14 protein-coding genes and 3 pseudogenes are annotated in these 15,670 nt (G+C 68.8%); 10 read left to right on the top strand and 7 right to left on the bottom strand.

Annotated elements, in window-relative coordinates; all coding sequences use genetic code 11:
- Window positions 1-510: 510 nt before the first annotated feature.
- The gene (locus tag ACWEK3_RS15145) at window positions 511-807 is read left to right on the top strand and encodes a hypothetical protein (RefSeq protein ID WP_453249842.1); all 297 of its coding nucleotides are present in this window, start codon (window positions 511-513) and stop codon (window positions 805-807) included.
- On the opposite strand, the gene ACWEK3_RS15140 is transcribed toward ACWEK3_RS15145, so the two are convergent.
- Window positions 725-1,078, bottom strand: coding sequence for a LexA family protein (locus ACWEK3_RS15140; protein WP_453249908.1), 354 nt, complete (start codon window positions 1,076-1,078; stop codon window positions 725-727). The genes ACWEK3_RS15145 and ACWEK3_RS15140 overlap by 83 nt on opposite strands.
- A gap of 276 nt (window positions 1,079-1,354) precedes the next feature.
- Window positions 1,355-2,458, bottom strand: coding sequence for a substrate-binding domain-containing protein (locus ACWEK3_RS15135; RefSeq protein ID WP_453249841.1), 1,104 nt, complete (start codon window positions 2,456-2,458; stop codon window positions 1,355-1,357).
- A 169-nt stretch (window positions 2,459-2,627) separates the two neighbouring features.
- Here ACWEK3_RS15135 and ACWEK3_RS15130 point away from each other — a divergent pair, with 169 nt between their 5' ends.
- From ACWEK3_RS15130 to ACWEK3_RS15100, 7 genes are all read left to right on the top strand, one after another.
- Window positions 2,628-3,647, top strand: coding sequence for a hydroxyacid dehydrogenase (locus ACWEK3_RS15130; RefSeq protein ID WP_453249907.1), 1,020 nt, complete (start codon window positions 2,628-2,630; stop codon window positions 3,645-3,647).
- A 43-nt stretch (window positions 3,648-3,690) separates the two neighbouring features.
- A complete protein-coding gene (locus ACWEK3_RS15125; protein WP_453249840.1) occupies window positions 3,691-4,953 on the top strand; it encodes an ABC transporter substrate-binding protein in 1,263 nt (420 codons plus the stop codon).
- Window positions 4,950-5,852, top strand: a complete 903-nt coding sequence (locus tag ACWEK3_RS15120) for a carbohydrate ABC transporter permease (protein WP_450546364.1) — start codon at window positions 4,950-4,952, stop codon at window positions 5,850-5,852. Before ACWEK3_RS15125 ends, ACWEK3_RS15120 begins: the two co-directional genes overlap by 4 nt.
- Window positions 5,849-6,766 carry a carbohydrate ABC transporter permease gene (locus tag ACWEK3_RS15115; RefSeq protein WP_225077703.1) on the top strand — a complete coding sequence of 306 codons (918 nt, stop codon included), beginning with the start codon at window positions 5,849-5,851 and terminating at the stop codon, window positions 6,764-6,766. Before ACWEK3_RS15120 ends, ACWEK3_RS15115 begins: the two co-directional genes overlap by 4 nt.
- Before the next feature lie 7 nt (window positions 6,767-6,773).
- Window positions 6,774-7,508, top strand: a complete 735-nt coding sequence (locus ACWEK3_RS15110) for a hypothetical protein (RefSeq protein WP_450546366.1) — start codon at window positions 6,774-6,776, stop codon at window positions 7,506-7,508.
- On the top strand, window positions 7,505-9,508 hold the full coding sequence (locus ACWEK3_RS15105; RefSeq protein ID WP_453249839.1) for a DUF2264 domain-containing protein: 2,004 nt from the start codon (window positions 7,505-7,507) through the stop codon (window positions 9,506-9,508). The genes ACWEK3_RS15110 and ACWEK3_RS15105 overlap by 4 nt, the downstream gene beginning before the upstream one ends.
- Window positions 9,509-10,111: 603 nt before the next feature.
- Complete coding sequence (locus ACWEK3_RS15100; protein WP_453249838.1) at window positions 10,112-11,386, top strand: IS701 family transposase; 1,275 nt, start codon at window positions 10,112-10,114, stop codon at window positions 11,384-11,386.
- 84 nt (window positions 11,387-11,470) lie between these two features.
- On the opposite strand, the pseudogene ACWEK3_RS15095 reads toward ACWEK3_RS15100, so the two are convergent.
- The 3 pseudogenes from ACWEK3_RS15095 to ACWEK3_RS15085 form a co-directional block, all read right to left on the bottom strand.
- Window positions 11,471-11,701 (bottom strand): annotated as a pseudogene (locus ACWEK3_RS15095) (flavin reductase family protein); the annotation flags it as partial.
- Window positions 11,628-11,906 (bottom strand): annotated as a pseudogene (locus ACWEK3_RS15090) (hypothetical protein); the annotation flags it as partial. The pseudogenes ACWEK3_RS15090 and ACWEK3_RS15095, both read right to left, overlap by 74 nt.
- Window positions 11,809-12,168 (bottom strand): annotated as a pseudogene (locus tag ACWEK3_RS15085) (3-hydroxy-9,10-secoandrosta-1,3,5(10)-triene-9,17-dione monooxygenase oxygenase subunit); the annotation flags it as partial. The pseudogenes ACWEK3_RS15090 and ACWEK3_RS15085, both read right to left, overlap by 98 nt.
- 75 nt (window positions 12,169-12,243) lie before the next feature.
- Between ACWEK3_RS15085 and ACWEK3_RS15080 the strand changes: the two are divergent.
- The gene (locus ACWEK3_RS15080) at window positions 12,244-12,957 is read left to right on the top strand and encodes an IS6 family transposase (RefSeq protein WP_453249837.1); all 714 of its coding nucleotides are present in this window, start codon (window positions 12,244-12,246) and stop codon (window positions 12,955-12,957) included.
- A gap of 123 nt (window positions 12,958-13,080) precedes the next feature.
- Here the strand turns inward: ACWEK3_RS15080 and ACWEK3_RS15075 are convergent, their stop codons facing one another.
- Both ACWEK3_RS15075 and ACWEK3_RS15070 read right to left on the bottom strand, forming a co-directional pair.
- Window positions 13,081-13,761, bottom strand: a complete 681-nt coding sequence (locus ACWEK3_RS15075) for a 3-oxoacid CoA-transferase subunit B (protein WP_453249836.1) — start codon at window positions 13,759-13,761, stop codon at window positions 13,081-13,083.
- On the bottom strand, window positions 13,761-14,567 hold the full coding sequence (locus ACWEK3_RS15070) for a CoA transferase subunit A (RefSeq protein ID WP_453249835.1): 807 nt from the start codon (window positions 14,565-14,567) through the stop codon (window positions 13,761-13,763). The genes ACWEK3_RS15075 and ACWEK3_RS15070 overlap by 1 nt, the downstream gene beginning before the upstream one ends.
- Before the next feature lie 172 nt (window positions 14,568-14,739).
- On the opposite strand from ACWEK3_RS15070, the gene ACWEK3_RS15065 reads away from it, so the two are divergent.
- Window positions 14,740-15,525: an IclR family transcriptional regulator gene (locus ACWEK3_RS15065; RefSeq protein WP_453249834.1), complete on the top strand. Its 786-nt coding sequence runs from the start codon at window positions 14,740-14,742 to the stop codon at window positions 15,523-15,525.
- The last annotated feature ends 145 nt before the right edge of the window (window positions 15,526-15,670 follow it).

The raw sequence follows: 15,670 nt of genomic DNA, 5'->3' as shown, positions 1-15,670 counted from the left end.
CCCCGCACTGGGGGAAGCAGGCACCCGCGGGAGGTAGGTCCCAGGCTTACAGCGCCCCGAGGGCCCCTGGCGTCACACATCCAGCCGATCACCCTCGAGCACCAGGCACACACCGACTCGAATTCAAAAGCTCGGTGATCTTGCAAGGTCAGGCCGCCACCTGTGACACACAGGACCTGGAACGCGCTGAACACAGTGACCCCTGAGCGCGGTCACGCCGCCTGCACTCCCGGGGAATTACGCGGGCGGCACCAAGCCAGGGGCGGGCCCGTTCATCCCCCGTGACGGGCCCGCCCCCCTGTTCACCTCGCAGCGTTTCGAGCGGAGTTCACGTGCAGCGTTATGTCCTGCCCATGGCTTCGGCGAATGTGGCGTTCTCCTCCGCGTGAGCGGCCGGCAACACCTTGGCCCTCCCCTCCCCCGCTCAACGAAAGACCCCCACTTCGTGACCGTCTCCTCCCATGACTGGGCGTCATCAGCGCAACCATCGCGGCCGCCACCTGCCTCGCCGTGCCCCAAGCCCCCTCCTACACCGGCTACGTGACCCTCATAGCCCTCTTCATGGCCGCCGACGGAGGACTCACCATCGTCCTGCGCACCCTCCGCTCGCAGGTCATCCCACCCGCGGCCTTCGGCACGACCCTCTCCCTGACCATCCTGCTCGCCCTCACCCCACCGCCCTACCTGAACAGCCTCATCGGAGCATGCGCCCTGCTCCAGGCACTCACCCTGCTCGCCCCCTTCCTACAACTACGCAACGACCCCGCCCTCCGAGCCAGGACACCGCCACCCCGCAACGAAACCTGACCCGTCCATTCAGCCATCGAAGCGCCAGCTCGACGACAAGCACAGCGGTGTGGCCCAGGCGGCAGGTGTTCCAGCCCCGGCCATCGCGTATCAGCGCGCCGGACCGTTCCAGGTTGGCTAAGTGATAGGTGACCGACGCCGTGCTGCGCGTCCCGATTGCTTTGGCGAGCTGCCGCACCGACGGACCCTCAACCCGCTCCTCGATCCACCGCCGGATGCAGCTCAGGATCTCCTCTTCCCGCTCGGTGAGGTGGTCCGGGCGCCGGTTCACAACGGCCCCTGCAGGGCGCGGACCCGTCTCCGGGCCCGACCGCTGGCCGGGCGGTCGCGGAAGGGACGCTGCCCGGTTCCGGTAGGCAGCATCGAGCAGGGGGCAGAAGCTCTCTGCGGCGTCCAGGGAGACGGGGAGGAGCCTGATGTCGTCGACGATGATCAGGTCCAAGCGGATGATCGTCAGGTGGTCCCGGGCGATGGGGTCGTCCGCGCGGTGGCGCCGGACCAGCGCCCCTAGGTCGACGGACAGGAGATCACGCCTGGTCTCTCGCTGCTACCGGCCTTCCCATGTCCTGATCGAGGAGTTGCGGATGATCAGCTCGGGCAGGACGAGGACGCGTTGCGCCGGGCGGCGCTTGCCCTCCATCAGCCTTGAGACCATCATCTCCACCGCGACCCGGCCCACCCGGGACTTGGGCGGGCGGACCGCCGTCATGGCCGGTTCGGCGAGCCGGGCCACCTCGTCGTCGTAGCTGACGAGGGCCATGTCGTCCGGGATGGTGATGCCTTGTTCGGCGGCGTACTGGGCGACGGACATCGCGTCCTGGTCGCTGTGCACGATGAGCGCGGTGGTCCGGGACCGGCGGCAGCGGCGCAGGATCTCCTCGATGATCTGCCGGTGGCCGGGTATGTCGAGGGCCACGCTCGCGCGGACCACGAACTCGCCGGGCAGATCGAGTTCCGCGCAGGCCCGCAGCCAGCCCTGGGCGAGATGCGCCGAGGTTGGGCTGCCGTTCGCGAGCACCAGGCCGATCCGGCGGTGGCCGTGTTCGTGGAGGTGGCGCACGGCCGTCTCTAGGCCGAGGGCGTGGTCGCTGCGTACCCATTCGAGTTGGCGCGGCGTCGGTGTCCAAGGCGATGTCTGCCGTTCCACGAGGATGGTCGGTACCGGCAGCTTGCCGATCCAGTCGATCATCTCATCGGCGCCGTCGGTCTCCAGGCTGGGCGCCAGCAGGAGTCCTTGCACCTGCTTGGCCTCGATCAGTCGGCTGATCTGACGGCGGTCCTCGGCCCGGTCGTAGCTCGACCCGCGCAGCTGGATCTGGACGCCGAGCGCGACTGCGGCTGCCCGGGCGCCGGTCACGATGGCCGGCCAGTAGTAGTCCAGCGAGGGAACGACCATGCCGATGGTGAACGGCGTGGATCCGGGGCGGGTCCGGCGCTGGGGAGCCGAGTCGGTTTCGGTCGGGAGGGTGGCGCCGCCGTGCACCTTGGTGAGCAGGCCGCGGCCGGCGAGTGCGGCGATGTCGCGCCGCACCGTCAGCTCACTGACCTCGAGCAGTCGGGCCAGCTCGCGGACCCGGACGGCGCCGTGCCGGCGTAGTTCGTCCATGAGCCGCTCCCTGCGTTGCAGAGCGAAGAGCCGGTCACCGGCCATCGGTTCACCCTCCCCTATCCTGTGTGTTTGACTCTGAACGAATCGCTTCGTTCATGTACGAGCCGTAGCGGGTCTGTGCTCACCACCACTATCTCTTTCCCCACGCGACCGGCAAGACGCGCTCGCCAGCGCCGGTGTGAAACCGGCCGAGGGAAGGACTCGACGCTTGATACAGACGAAGCCATACGCACTGGTCGTGATGAGCAGGGAGAGCTTCGAAGCGCACTTCGACGCTGCCCGTCTCGCACGGCTGGCGGACCTGGTGACGCTGGGTGATCCTGTCTGGACCGACGACCTCGACGCCCCGGCGGTACGGGCCCAGCTGGCGGACGTCGAGGTGATGCTGACGTCCTGGGGCGCTCCCCGGCTGACACCGGAGCGGCTCGACGCGGCACCCGCACTGCGCGCGGTGCTGCACTGCGCCGGCAGCGTGCGGGGCCTGGTGGGAGACGACGTGTGGCGGCGGGGGATCCGGATCACCAGCGCAGCCGACACCAACGCCGTTCCGGTGGCCGAGTACACCTTGGCGGCCATCATCTTCGCCGGCAAGAAGGTTCCCTTCCTCGCCGCCGACGAGCGTCTCGCGTACGAGGGGTGGGGCAGGGTGACAGGCTACGGGGACCTGTCGAACTTCGCGCAGACCGTCGGCATCGTCGGGTTCTCCCGGATCGGCCGCAAGGTGGTCGAACTCCTCAAGGTTCTCGACGGCACCACCTGCCTGGTCGCGGATCCGCACGCCGATCCGGCGGAGGTCTCGGCGGCCGGCGCGACCCTGGTCGAGCTGGTGGACCTGCTACCCAGAGTCGACGTATTGTCCCTGCACGCTCCCGAGCTGCAGGAGACCCGGCACCTCATCGGTACCGAGCAACTGCGTCTGCTTCCGGACCATGCGACGGTCATCAACACGGCGCGCGGCAGCCTCGTCGACTCCGAGGCACTCGCTGCCGAGTGCGCGTCCGGTCGCCTCTTCGCCATCCTCGACGTGACCGACCCCGAGCCGCTGCCCGCGAGTTCACCGCTGCGGCGACTGGCCCAAGTGATGGTCACCCCGCATGTGGCAGGGTCGCTCGGTTCGGAGATCGGGCGCCTCACCGACCACACCATCGACGAGCTGGCCCGGTGGATCGGGCGGCAGCCTCTGCAGGGAGAGGTCACCGCCGAGTCCTGGGCCCTCGGACTGAGTGCCTGAGCCGATGTCTTCCATTCGACCGACACTGAAGGAGATATGCACCATGAGTAGACCCGCCAAGATCCTGACGGCAGCTATCGCGCTGGCTATGCTCACCGCCGGGTGCAGCAGCGGTGGCGGTTCCGACACCACCGCTGACGGCAAGAAGGTACTCAGGATCGCCGTGTGGAACTACGACCAGACACCCGAGTTCAAGGCGCTGATCGACGGGTTCAAGGCGAAGTACCCGGACATCGAGGTCCGCCCGGTCGACATCCTCTCCGACGACTACTCGGAGAAGGTCACCACGATGCTGGCCGGTGGCGACACCACCGACGTGCTGACGATGAAGACCCTCACGGACTATGCCCGGTTCGGTACGCGGGGCCAGCTTCAGTCGGTCACCGATGAGGCCGGCAAGCTCGACAAGGCGAACTACGGCGGGCTCGACGCCTACGACCTGAACGGCGAGTACTACGCGCTGCCGTACCGGCAGGACTTCTACGTCCTCTACTACAACAAGGCGTTGCTCAAGGACAGCGGCGCGGATCTGTCCAAGCTGACCTGGTCCGACTACGCCGCGCTGGCGAAGCGGCAGACGAAGGGCAGCGGTGGCTCGAAGGTCTACGGCACCTACCACCACACCTGGCGTTCGCTTGTCCAGGCGATCGCGGCGGCGCAGACCGGCGGCGACCTGCTCGGAGGTGACTACGGGTTCTTCAAGGACCAGTACGCGATGACCCTCGACCTGCAGAAGTCCGGGGCGACCATGCCGTGGGCCACGGCCAACAGCCAGAAGGTCACCTACAAGACGATGTTCACGACCGACAAGACCGCGATGATGCCGATGGGCACCTGGTTCGCCGCGGTCCTGGTGCAGGAGAAGGCCGCAGGCAACTTCAAGGACGACTGGGGCATGGCACCCCTGCCGCAGATCACCGCCGACGGCAAGACGACCACCTTCGGCGCACCGACCGCCTTCGCCATCAACAAGAAGGCGAAGAACTCCGACGCGGCCAGGAAGTTCCTGTCGTTCGCGTCCGGTCCCGAGGGCGCCGCCGCGGTCGCCAAGATCGGCATCACCCCGTCCTACACCGACGAGTCGGTCATGAACACCTACTTCTCCGTCCAGGGGATGCCGACCGACGATCTCACCAAGAAAGCCATGCACCCGGACACGGTGAAGCTGGAGATGCCGATCAGTGAGAAGTCCTCTGACGTCGACACCATCCTCACCGAGGAGCACGAACTCGTGATGACCGGTGAGAAGTCGCTCGACCAGGGCATCAAGGAGATGAACTCCCGAGTGAAGTCCGAAGTCGGATGAGCCCGGAATCCGGCGCCGCAGCCGCCAAGCGGCGAAGTCGGCGCACCACACTGGTCGGCTGGAGTTTCATCCTCCCGAACTTCCTCGGTTTCGCAGCCCTGACCCTGGTACCGGTGCTCGCGACGCTGCTGCTGGCGTTCACGAACTGGAACTCGTACTCCACACCGGAATGGGTCGGACTCGAAAACTTCCGCCGGATGTTCGACAGCGACACCTTCTGGGTCGCACTGAGCAACACCGCGTGGTACGCCGTCGGCCATATCCCGCTCACGCTGGCGGCGTCCCTCGGCCTGGCCGTGCTGCTCAACCAGAAACTCCGCGGCGTCGGGTTCCTGCGTACGGCGTTCTTCTTCCCGTACATCACCTCGCTGGTCGCGGTGGCGGTGGTGTGGAATATGCTCTTCAGTCCCGACCTGGGGCCGGTGAACCAGCTACTGCGGGCCGTGGGTGTCGGCCATCCGCCGGGGTGGACCACCTCCACCGACTGGGCGATGCCCGCGGTCATCATCACCAGTGTGTGGCGGGACATGGGCTACTACATGGTGCTTTACCTCGCCGGGCTCCAGGCGATCCCCGCGGAGCTGTACGAGGCGGCACGGGTGGACGGGGCCGGCCCGTGGCAGCGGTTCTGGCACATCACCGTCCCGTCCCTGCGGCCCACCACGTTCTTCGTGCTGGTCATGCTGACGATCTCCAGCTTCAAGGTCTTCGACCTGGTGCAGATCATGACCGAGGGAGGCCCCGGCCGGTCGACCCTGGTGCTGTCCCAGGTGATCTTCCGGGAAGGGATCAAGCAGGGGCGCTTCGGCTACTCTTCGGCGATTTCCCTGGTGCTCTTCGTCATCGTGTTGATGATCACCGTAGTCCAGTTCCGGTTCCAGCGGAGGAATGAGCGATGAACACGAGCGTGCTGCGAGAGGACAGCACGACGGCCGAGGCGTCGCGCCCGACCGGTGGCCGGTGGGGCCGGTCCGCTCCGGGGAGTCGGCGCCGGACGGCGCGGCTCGCGGGCCGCGCCCTGCTCTACGCGGCGCTGATCGCGCTGTCGGCCGCGATCCTGGTGCCCTTCGCCTGGATGCTGGTCTCCTCGGTCAAGCGGGACAACGAGGTGCTCACGGTCCCGATCCAGTGGATCCCCCAGGAGTTCCACTGGGACAACTTCTCCCGCATCTGGACCCGGATCCCGCTGCTCACCTACCTGGGGAACTCGCTGTTCCTCAGTGTCACCATCACCGGGCTGCAGGTGCTGACCGGAAGCTTCGCGGCCTACGGCTTCGCCAAGGCCCGTTTCCCCGGCCGCGATGCTCTGTTCCTCGCCTACGTCAGCACCATCGCGGTGCCGTGGCAGGCCTACATGGTGCCGCAGTACATCATCATGGAGCGCCTGGGACTGGTGAACACACATCTCTCGCTGATCCTGCTGCAGGCCTTCGGTGCGTTCGGGGTGTTTCTGATGCGCCAGTACTACCTGACGATCCCGGACGAGATCAGCGAGGCTGCGAGGCTGGACGGGCTCAGCGAGTACGGCATCTGGGCACGGATCGTGCTGCCCCTGTCGAAGCCGGCCCTGGCCAGTCTCGCGCTGCTGACCTTCGTCAACACCTGGAACGACTACATGGGGCCGTTCATCTACCTGACCGACAACGAGCTGTGGACCGTGCAGGTCGGACTGCGGCAGTTCGTCGGCATCTACGACTCCGAATACGCCATGATCATGACCGGATCGGTGTTGTCGGTCCTGCCGATCCTGGTCGTCTTCCTGCTCGGACAGCGCTACTTCGTCCAGGGCATCGCCACCAGCGGAATGAAGTGAGGCCGCGATGAGCACCCCCGTCACCGGGCGGCGTCTCAGGCTCAACCTCGACCACGGGTCCTGGGAGCTGCTCTGGTCGCACGTCCACCGGGTCCTGGTCGTCAACCTGGGCCTGGCGGCGACGAACGCGCCCCTGCTGCTGGCCCTGGGCGTGGTGCACCGGCCGTGGCAGTACCCGGCCTTTTTCGGACTGCTGTCCCTCGGCCTCGGCCCCTCGCTCGCCGCCGCCTTCCACTACCTGCAGCGGACCACCGAGGACGACCGGGCACCGGCGGCCGACCTGTTCCGCGGCTACCGGCGCCTGTTCGCCCCGGCGCTGCTCGGCTGGGCGCCGTGCGTGCTCCTGATCGCCGTTGCGGCCACCGACGTGGCCGTCCTCCGCAAGGCCGCGTCGGGGCCGGCCCTGATACCGCTGCTGGTCGTCGTCATGCTGGGCGCCGCGAGCTCTGGGATCGTGACAATGGCCGCCGTGGCGGACGATCCGCGGATCTCACCGCGCACGCTGCTGACCGCGTCGTACGCGTCGGTATGTCGCTGGTGGCTCGGGCTGCTGAACCTCGGGCTGCTCGGCATCACCCTGGTCCTGGTCAACCAGGCGCCCCTGCTCGGCCTGGCCGTACTGCCGGGCTGCACGCTCTTCGTCGTCTGGCGCAACAGCCGCGCCGTGCTCGCGTCGTTGGCACCGGCCGCCGACCCAGCATTCAGCGACACTCATCGAGACCCAGTGGGAGTCAAGGCATGATCATCCGCTCCGGCACAATCGTCCCGGAGGACCGGGTCCGCTCCCCATACACCGGGTGGACCCGAGAGCACTGGACCGCTCTCGGGGACCGGATGCTCGCCGCCCTCGAGCCGTATCGCTCCCCCGCCGGCGCCCACGTCGCCCTGCCGGGCCCGGTTAGCATGTACGGCACCGACTCCGACGGCCTGGAGGGCTTCGCCCGCACCTTCTTGCTGGCCGGCTTCCGAATCGCCGGGGAGAACGGCGCCGACCCCGGCGGGCTGCTCGACCGGTACGCCCGCGGCCTGGCGGCGGGCACCGACCCGCGTTCCCCGGAGGCCTGGCCGCGCCCAGACGAGCTCGGCCAGGCCAAGGTCGAGGCCGCGTCCGTGGCGCTGGTGCTGCAACTGACCCGGCCCTGGCTGTGGGACCTGCTCGACGACGGGGTGCGCCAGCGCACCGTCGACTGGCTGGCGACCGTGCTCAGGCAGCCCTACCCGCGGAACAACTGGGTCTGGTTCAGGATCATCGTCGAGTCCTTCCTCCGCGAGGCGGGCGGCCCCTGGTCGGCCGACGACATCGAGGAGGACCTCGCCTTCCACGCCTCGATGCGCAGGCCCGGCGGCTGGCTCAGCGACGGCGAGGAACGGTCCTACGACCACTACACCGGCTGGGCCCTGCACCTCTACCCGCTGCTGTGGACCCACCTGTTCGACGTCACCGGCTCGCTCTGCCCGCCACAGCTGCGCGAGACCTGGGCGGCGGACCTGCGGGACTACCTCGACGACGCGGTGCGCCTGGTGGGCGCGGACGGCTCCCCGCTGCTGCAGGGCCGCAGCCTCACCTACCGGTTCGCCGCCGCCGCACCGTTCTGGGTCGGCGCGGTCACCGGAGCCGGCGGGCAACCACCGGGACTGGTGCGCCGCGTGACCGGCGCCATCGTCCGGCACTTCACCGACCGGGACGCCCCCGATGCGGAGGGGCTGCTGACGCTGGGCTGGCACCACGCCTGGCCGGCGATGCGCCAGTCCTACTCCGGCTCCGGTTCGCCGTATTGGGCGTCCAAGGGAATGCTCGGGCTGATACTGCCCGCCGACCACCCGGTGTGGACGGACACGGAACTCCCGCTGCCCATCGAGTCCGCCGACACGGAGCGGGTGCTCACCGCTCCCGGCTGGCTGCTCTCTTCACGCCGCCGCGACGGGATCGCCATGGTCCTCAACCACGGCACCGACCACGCCCGCCCCGGCGACACCAGTGCGGACTCGCCCCCGTACGCACGGCTCGGCTACTCCACCGCCACGGTCCCCCCACTGACCGCGGACGCGGTGGCCTCCCCGATCGACAACGCGGTAGTACTGCTGGACGAGGCCGGCCGGGCTTCCCACCGGTCCGGCTTCGAGCCGCTGTTCGCCCGGGAGCTGCCAGGTGGTGTGCTGGCGGCCGCCTCCTGCGGGCTGGTGCGCTGGGTCGACACCGCCGCCGACGACTCGCCCGACTACGGCTCCGGCCGGCGCGGACCGGTGACCCCCGGACCAATGATCACCATCGCCTCGCTGCTGCGCGACGGCGTGGAGATCCGCCTCGCCCGGATCGACACGCCCCCGACCGGGGCGAGCCCGTCCTGGCGTGCCGTGCGGCTGGGCGGCTGGCCAGTGGCGGCCGACACCCGGCCGGGCACACAGATCACTCCCGGCGAGCCGGGCCCGTCCGCCGAGGCCCGGACCACGTCACTGCGCTCTCACCTGCGGGCCCTGCGGGGATTCAACCTCGGCGGAGTCACGACCCATCAGGACACCAGTCCCCTCGGCTCCTGGACGGCGATCCCCTGGCTGGCCACGGACACGGACACACCGTTCGGCGAGGTCCTCGCCGCCATGGTGCTCCTGGACCGGGGAGGCCCGGATGCCGCGGACCCCTCACTGACCGTGTACGCCGAGCCCGACGGCGGTCATCTCGTCACGCTCACCTGGGCGGACGGCCTGCGCACCGAGATCACCCTGCCCGCCGCGTCCGGATAATCAGCGAGTTCGCGGACGGCACTACGAAGTCCGAAGGGCGGAGGCGTTCTTCAGATCGGGGACGAAGGCCGTCCAGGCGGAGGCCGGAACGGGCCGTGAGAGAGCTTGGAGTCAGCTGTCATCCGATCGGCGAGCTACGAGTCACCGGCAGCGCGGAAGGAAGCACCTTTGTTGTCACAGGCCGGGGCTGCCCGTCGACCGCCTGAGCAGCAGAAGGAGTCCCGTTGCGGTGCAGCCCTGCAGAATGCGTCCATGAGCCATGACTATCGACCCGGCGACGTGTTGTTGCTGGAGTGCCCGTTCACCGAGTCCGCCGTCACGGAGGTCAGCCGGCCGCCCTTGTGGCCCGCGAAACGGCGACCGCCCTCGCCGCGGCCACCGAGACGGCCCTCGACCGTGGCTAGCTGCAATGCCGCCGACACTGGCACAGTCCAACACCACACACTGTAGCTTGGCGATCACGCAGGGCACCGTAGAGCAGCACCGCGCACCGGCCTCAAGCGAGCCTGATCACGATCTACAGCTGGAGTATTAATCCCTTCAGTTGTAGATCATGGTCGGTGTCGTAGTTCGTCGATCTCGTTGGTCGGGTAACTGGCTTGTATGCAGGTCGAGTTACTGGATGTTGTGGCCACGGTGTCGGACCGGGAGTGGGCGGAGGAGTGGGCCGGGCAGCTGGATGACCTGCTGCTGGAGGTCGGCCGGTTCTTCCCGCGGGTGGACGTGCGGCGGCGCGCGGCGGCGTGTGTGCGGGGCTTGTTGGGGCCGGTCTCGCGGAAGAACGGCTGGCAGTTGGCGGAGTACGCCGGCGACGGCGCACCGTGGAACCAGCAGCATCTGCTGGACCGTGCGCGGTGGGACGTGGACGGGATGCGGGACTTCACCCGGCGTCATGTCGTCGCGGCGCTGGCGGATGACGGGGAGGGCGCGGGGCCGGGCGGGGCGGGGGTGCTGGTGGTGGACGAGACCGGGTTCGCCAAGCGCGGCACGGCCTCGGCAGGGGTGGCCAGGCAATATTCCGGGGCGCTCGGGGGCGTTTTTCCCTGCCAGGTGGGGGTGATGGCGGCGTGGGCGACCGGGGCCGGGCAGGCGTTGATCGACCGGGAGTTGTACCTGCCGAAGGAGTGGACAGGCGATCCGGCGCGCTGCCGGGCCGCGCACGTGCCCGAGGATCGCGGTTTCGTGACCAAGCCGCGGCTGGCCGAGGTGATGATCGAGCGGGCGCTGCCCGACCTGCCCGTGGCCGAGGGCAAAGTGTGGGTGGCTGCCGATGAAGTCTACGGGCGGGAGAGGGCCTTCCGCTCCTTCCTGGAGGAACACCGCTTGCCCTATGTGGTAGCGGTCCAGGCGAACACGCCGGTGCTGGCGCGCCCGGGATGGCGGCATGCGGGGCGGCTGGTGGAGCGTGTCGCCCGGGAGGAGGACTGGGTGGAGCTGCCGGCCGGGCCCTCCCAGCTGGACACCCGCATCTGGCAGTGGTGGGCGCGCCGGATCGTCGACCCGGACGAGCCGACCGGTGAAGAGGTCTGGGCACGATGGATCATCGTGCGCCGCCGCCCCGAGGATCCGGCCAAGCGCGACTACTACCTGGGCTGGGGACCGCCCGGGACAGCGTTGGAAGACCTTGTGCTGGTCCCGGGAGCGCGCTGGAGGGTGGAAGAGGCGATCAAGCTGGCGAAGTCCGCCTGCGGGCTGGCCGACTACGAGGTCCGTTCCTTCCACGGCTGGTACCGGCACATCACCCTCGCCCAGCTCGCCGCGGCCTTCCTGGCCGGCTGCGACGCCCAAGCCGCCCGAGAACAGGGCCCACTGGCCTCCACCCGCTTCGGCCACGAGCTGCCTACACCGGCCGGCAGCCAGAGAGGGGGACCACCATGACCCCACCGGCACCCCGGCCCCCGTCCGCTTCACCGCCTTCGAGATCCAACGCCCGGCGGCGGCGAACTTGTCCGGTCCGCTGCGCCCGAACACCTCGCTGACGGCGCGTTGCGCCTCCGTGAGGACGTTGACGCTGAAGCGGCCGGCCCGCTCGATGACCGGCCAGGTCCGCGAGGTCCTGGCCCGGGCAGAACAACACCAGGGGCGGCTCCAGGGACAGTGCGGAGAATGACTGGCAGGCGAAGCCGGCGGGCCGGCCCTCGCCGTCGGCCGCGGCGACGATGACGACACCGGTGCAGAAGTGCCCGAGGGCATGACGGAATCGCTGGGGGTCGACCGTTTCCCGGGCGGTCCCGGCCACCGCGACCGACTGACTCATGTGCGTGCCTTTCCCTTCTGGTTGAAACCCTGCCGACGGCGGGTCAGAGCATTCCGGCGTCGACGGGAGTCCCGAACTCTCCGTCGCCGAAGACCTTGAGCGCCGGCTCCGCGTCGTGGGCGACGTGCACCCGCGCCGCATGGGCGTCCCTCCAGAACCGCTGGATCGGCGTCCCCGCCTCGAGCGCGCCCGCACCCGAGTTCTCGAACAGTCGGTCGACGGCATCGATGGACCGGACCGCCGCCCGCACCTGGTCGCGACGCAGCCGCGCCCGCAGCTCGATCGGGATGCCCGCACCGCTGCGGGCCGCCTCGAAGACGTCGGTGATGTTGCGGGTGAGCTGCAGCCAGGCGGCGCCGATCTCGCTGGCCGCCTCGGCCACGCGCACCTTCGCGAACGGGTCGTCCTTGAGGCTCTGTCAGGTTGCCGAAGGGGCGTGGGAGGCTCTTGGTGGTGATCGTTGCGGGAGGGGCCGGTCGTGGAGTCCGAGGTGTCACCGTCGTACAAGGGGTATCGGTTCCCGGCCGAGGTGATCGGTCACGCGGTGTGGCTGTATCACCGTTTCCCACTCTCGTATCGGGAGGTCGAGGAGCTCCTGTTCGAGCGGGGCATCACGGTCTCGTACGAGACGGTCCGTGCCTGGTGCGCGACGTTCGGCCCCGCCTACGCCCGGAACCTGCGTCGCCGCCGGCCCCGCCCGGGCGACAAGTGGCACATGGACGAGGTGTTCATCAAAGTCAACGGGAAGAGGCGGTATCTCTGGCGGGCCGTCGACCAGGACGGCAACGTCCTGGACATTCTGGTGCAGAGCAAGCGTGATGGCCGGGCTGCGAAACGCTTCTTCCGGAAGCTGCTGAAGGATCTTGAATACGTACCCCGTGTACTCGTCACGGACAAGCTCCGCAGCTACGGCGTCGCCCACCGCGAGGCCATGCCCTCGGTGGAGCACCGCAGCTCGAAGTACTTGAACAACCGTGCAGAGAACAGCCATCAGCCCACGAGGCAGCGCGAGAGGGCTATGAAGAACTTCCGCTCAACGGGTGTGGCGCAGAGATTCCTCGCCGCGTTCTCAAGGATCTCGACACTCTTCCGGCCCCGCCGGCATCTGATCACAGCGAGTGACTACCGTGCCGAGATGACCGAACGATTCCGTCTCTGGAAGACCGTCACCGGCGCGGCCGCGCACGCCTGAGCACCGTGCACGGCACGGCACCCGAGCGCCATCAGTACGCCACAACTCACCTGCCACACACGCAACTTGACAAGGCCTTCTGCAGGTAGTAGGTGAGAAAGAGGGAGGCCGCCAGCTGGGTTGTCACTGGCCGCTGACGTCGAGCTTCGGCCCGGTCTTCTCCCGTACCTCGTCGACGGTGGCGCCGGGGGCAAGCCCCACGAGGCGAAGGACGCGGGAGCCCAAGGTGCCCGGGCGTGCCTGCTCACCGGTGGCAGGGTCGATGACATCGATGACGGCGAGGTCGGTGATGATGCGCTGGACCACGCGCCGCCCCGTGTAGGGAAGCGTGCACTCCTCGACGATCTTATGGCTGCCGTCGCGGGCGACGTGCTCCATGAGGACGATGACCTTGCGGGCGCCGTGGACGAGGTCCATGGCGCCGCCCATGCCCTTGACCATCTTCCCCGGGATCATCCAGTTGGCGATGTCGCCCTGGGCCGAGACCTGCATGGCGCCGAGGACCGCGGCGTCGATCTTGCCGCCGCGGATCATGCCGAAGCTGGTAGCGGAGTCGAAGTAGGAAGCCCCGCGGCGCGCCGTGACGGTCTCCTTGCCGGCGTTGACCAGGTCCGGGTCTACCGCGTCGGCGGTTGGGTAGGGGCCCACGCCGAGGATGCCGTTCTCCGACTGCACGACCAGTTCGACGTCGTCGGCCACGTGATTGGGCACCAGGGTGGGCAGCCCGATCCCGAGGTTGACGTAGGAGCCGTCGGTCAGCTCGGCTGCCGCCCGGGCGGCCATCTCGTCTCGTGTCCAGGCCATCAGCCCGTCACCTCCGCCTTGATGCTGCTCGCGCCGGGCGCGGTGGTGATGGTGCGCTTCTCGATGCGCTTGTCGGCGGCCTGCTCCGGGGTCAGGGCAACCACCCGCCGCACGTACACGCCGGGGGTGTGGATCTCGCCTGGGTCCAGCGCGCCGGGTTCGACGAGTTCTTCGACCTCGGCGATCGTGATGCGGCCGCACATGGCTGCAATGGGGTTAAAGTTCTGCGCCGCGGCTCGGTAGACGAGGTTGCCATGGCGGTCGCCCTTCCAGGCGCGGACCAGTGCGAAGTCGGCGACGATGGCCTGCTCCAGGACGAACTCCTTGTCGCCCTCGGGGGTGGGGAACACACGGACCTCCTTGGCCGGGGAGGCCAGGGCCACGTTGCCCTCGGTGTCGTAGCGCCAGGGCAGGCCTCCGTCGGCGACCTGGGTGCCGACGCCGGTGGCCGTGTAGAAGGCAGGGATGCCGGCGCCTCCGGCGCGCATTCGCTCGGCCAAAGTGCCCTGCGGGGTGAGTTCGACCTCGAGCTCGCCCGCAAGGTACTGCCGGGCGAACTCCTTGTTCTCCCCGACATACGAGGAGACGGTGCGGCGCAGTCGCCCCTTTCCTAGGAGCAGGCCCAGACCCCACTCGTCCACGCCGCAGTTATTGGAGACCGCCTCGAGCTGGTCGGCGCCTTGCTCCAGCAGCGCCCCGATCAGCACGGAAGGGATCCCGCACAGGCCGAAGCCGCCTACGGCAATGGTTGCGCCTGAGCCGATGTCGGCCACGGCCTGCGTGGCGCTCGCTACCACCTTGTCCACCCGACGTCCACTCCTCGGACTAACGACCCTTGGATGACTGCCCGCGCTGGTGCGGGCGCAACGATGGAAGAACTTCCCTGGTTGCCCGGTCAACGTAGATTCGCTGGGTTGCTCGCTCCCAGAGACAGGTCCGGGGCAAGCGTTCACTGAGTAGACGCCTAGACTGCTGTCCGTGGATGCTCCTTCCTCGGTCGTCGGCCGTGCTGCCGCGGTGCTTCGCGCGCTCTCCCAGAGCGAGCCGGGTGGCGCTACCACAGCTTCACTGGGACGCCGGGCCGGCCTGCCCAGGCCGACGACGCACCGTCTGCTGAGTGCGCTGCAGGGTGAGGGCTTCATCGACCGCACCGCCGACGGGCGGTGGGTGCTGGGGCCCGAGCTCTTCCTGCTGGGAGCGGCAGCGTCCTCGCGCTACGACATGACCGAACAGGCCCGGCCCATGCTGCGACGCCTTGCGCAAGCCACGGGTGAGAGCGCGTTCTTCTCGGTCCGCCGGGGGGACGAGACCGTCTGCTTGATGCGCGAGGACGGAAGCTTCCCGATCCGGTCCTTCGTACTGTACGAGGGGCTCCGGCTCCCCCTCGGCGTGGCCTCGGCAGGGCTGGCGATCCTCGCGTTCCTGCCCGACCCTTGGGTGGCCGCCTATCTGGAGACCAGCGAGCTGGTCTCCGCCTGGGGCGAGAGCCATGCCCCCGAACCGCTGCTGCGCCGACTCCAGGCCACCCGGAAAGAGGGCTACTCGACCAATCCCGGCCTCCTGGTGGAGGGGAGCTGGGGCATGGGCGCTGCGGTGTTCGACGCGCAGGGACGCCCCACCGGGGCGCTCTCCCTGACCGGAATCGAGCAGCGCTTCTCCGCCGGCCGTAGGCCCCAGTTGGGCCGGTTGCTGCTGGACGAGGCCCATCGCCTGACCGGTCTCCTCGCCCAGGGCGGTTCGCAGCCGCGCCCGCCGCGGCTGTAGAGCAATGTCGGGACTCTGGTCCGAAAATAGAAGCAGTCAGGGTGGCGTCTTCAGGCTCCGATGGGTTCGAAGCGGACGGTGAGTCCGAGGGCGTTGGCCTGGCGGGTGATGCGTCGTAGGGCGCGTTCGGGGTCGTGCTTGGTGT

This window comes from Streptomyces sp. NPDC004721, assembly GCF_053601495.1.
This window is presented reverse-complemented; position numbering and strand designations above follow the sequence as displayed.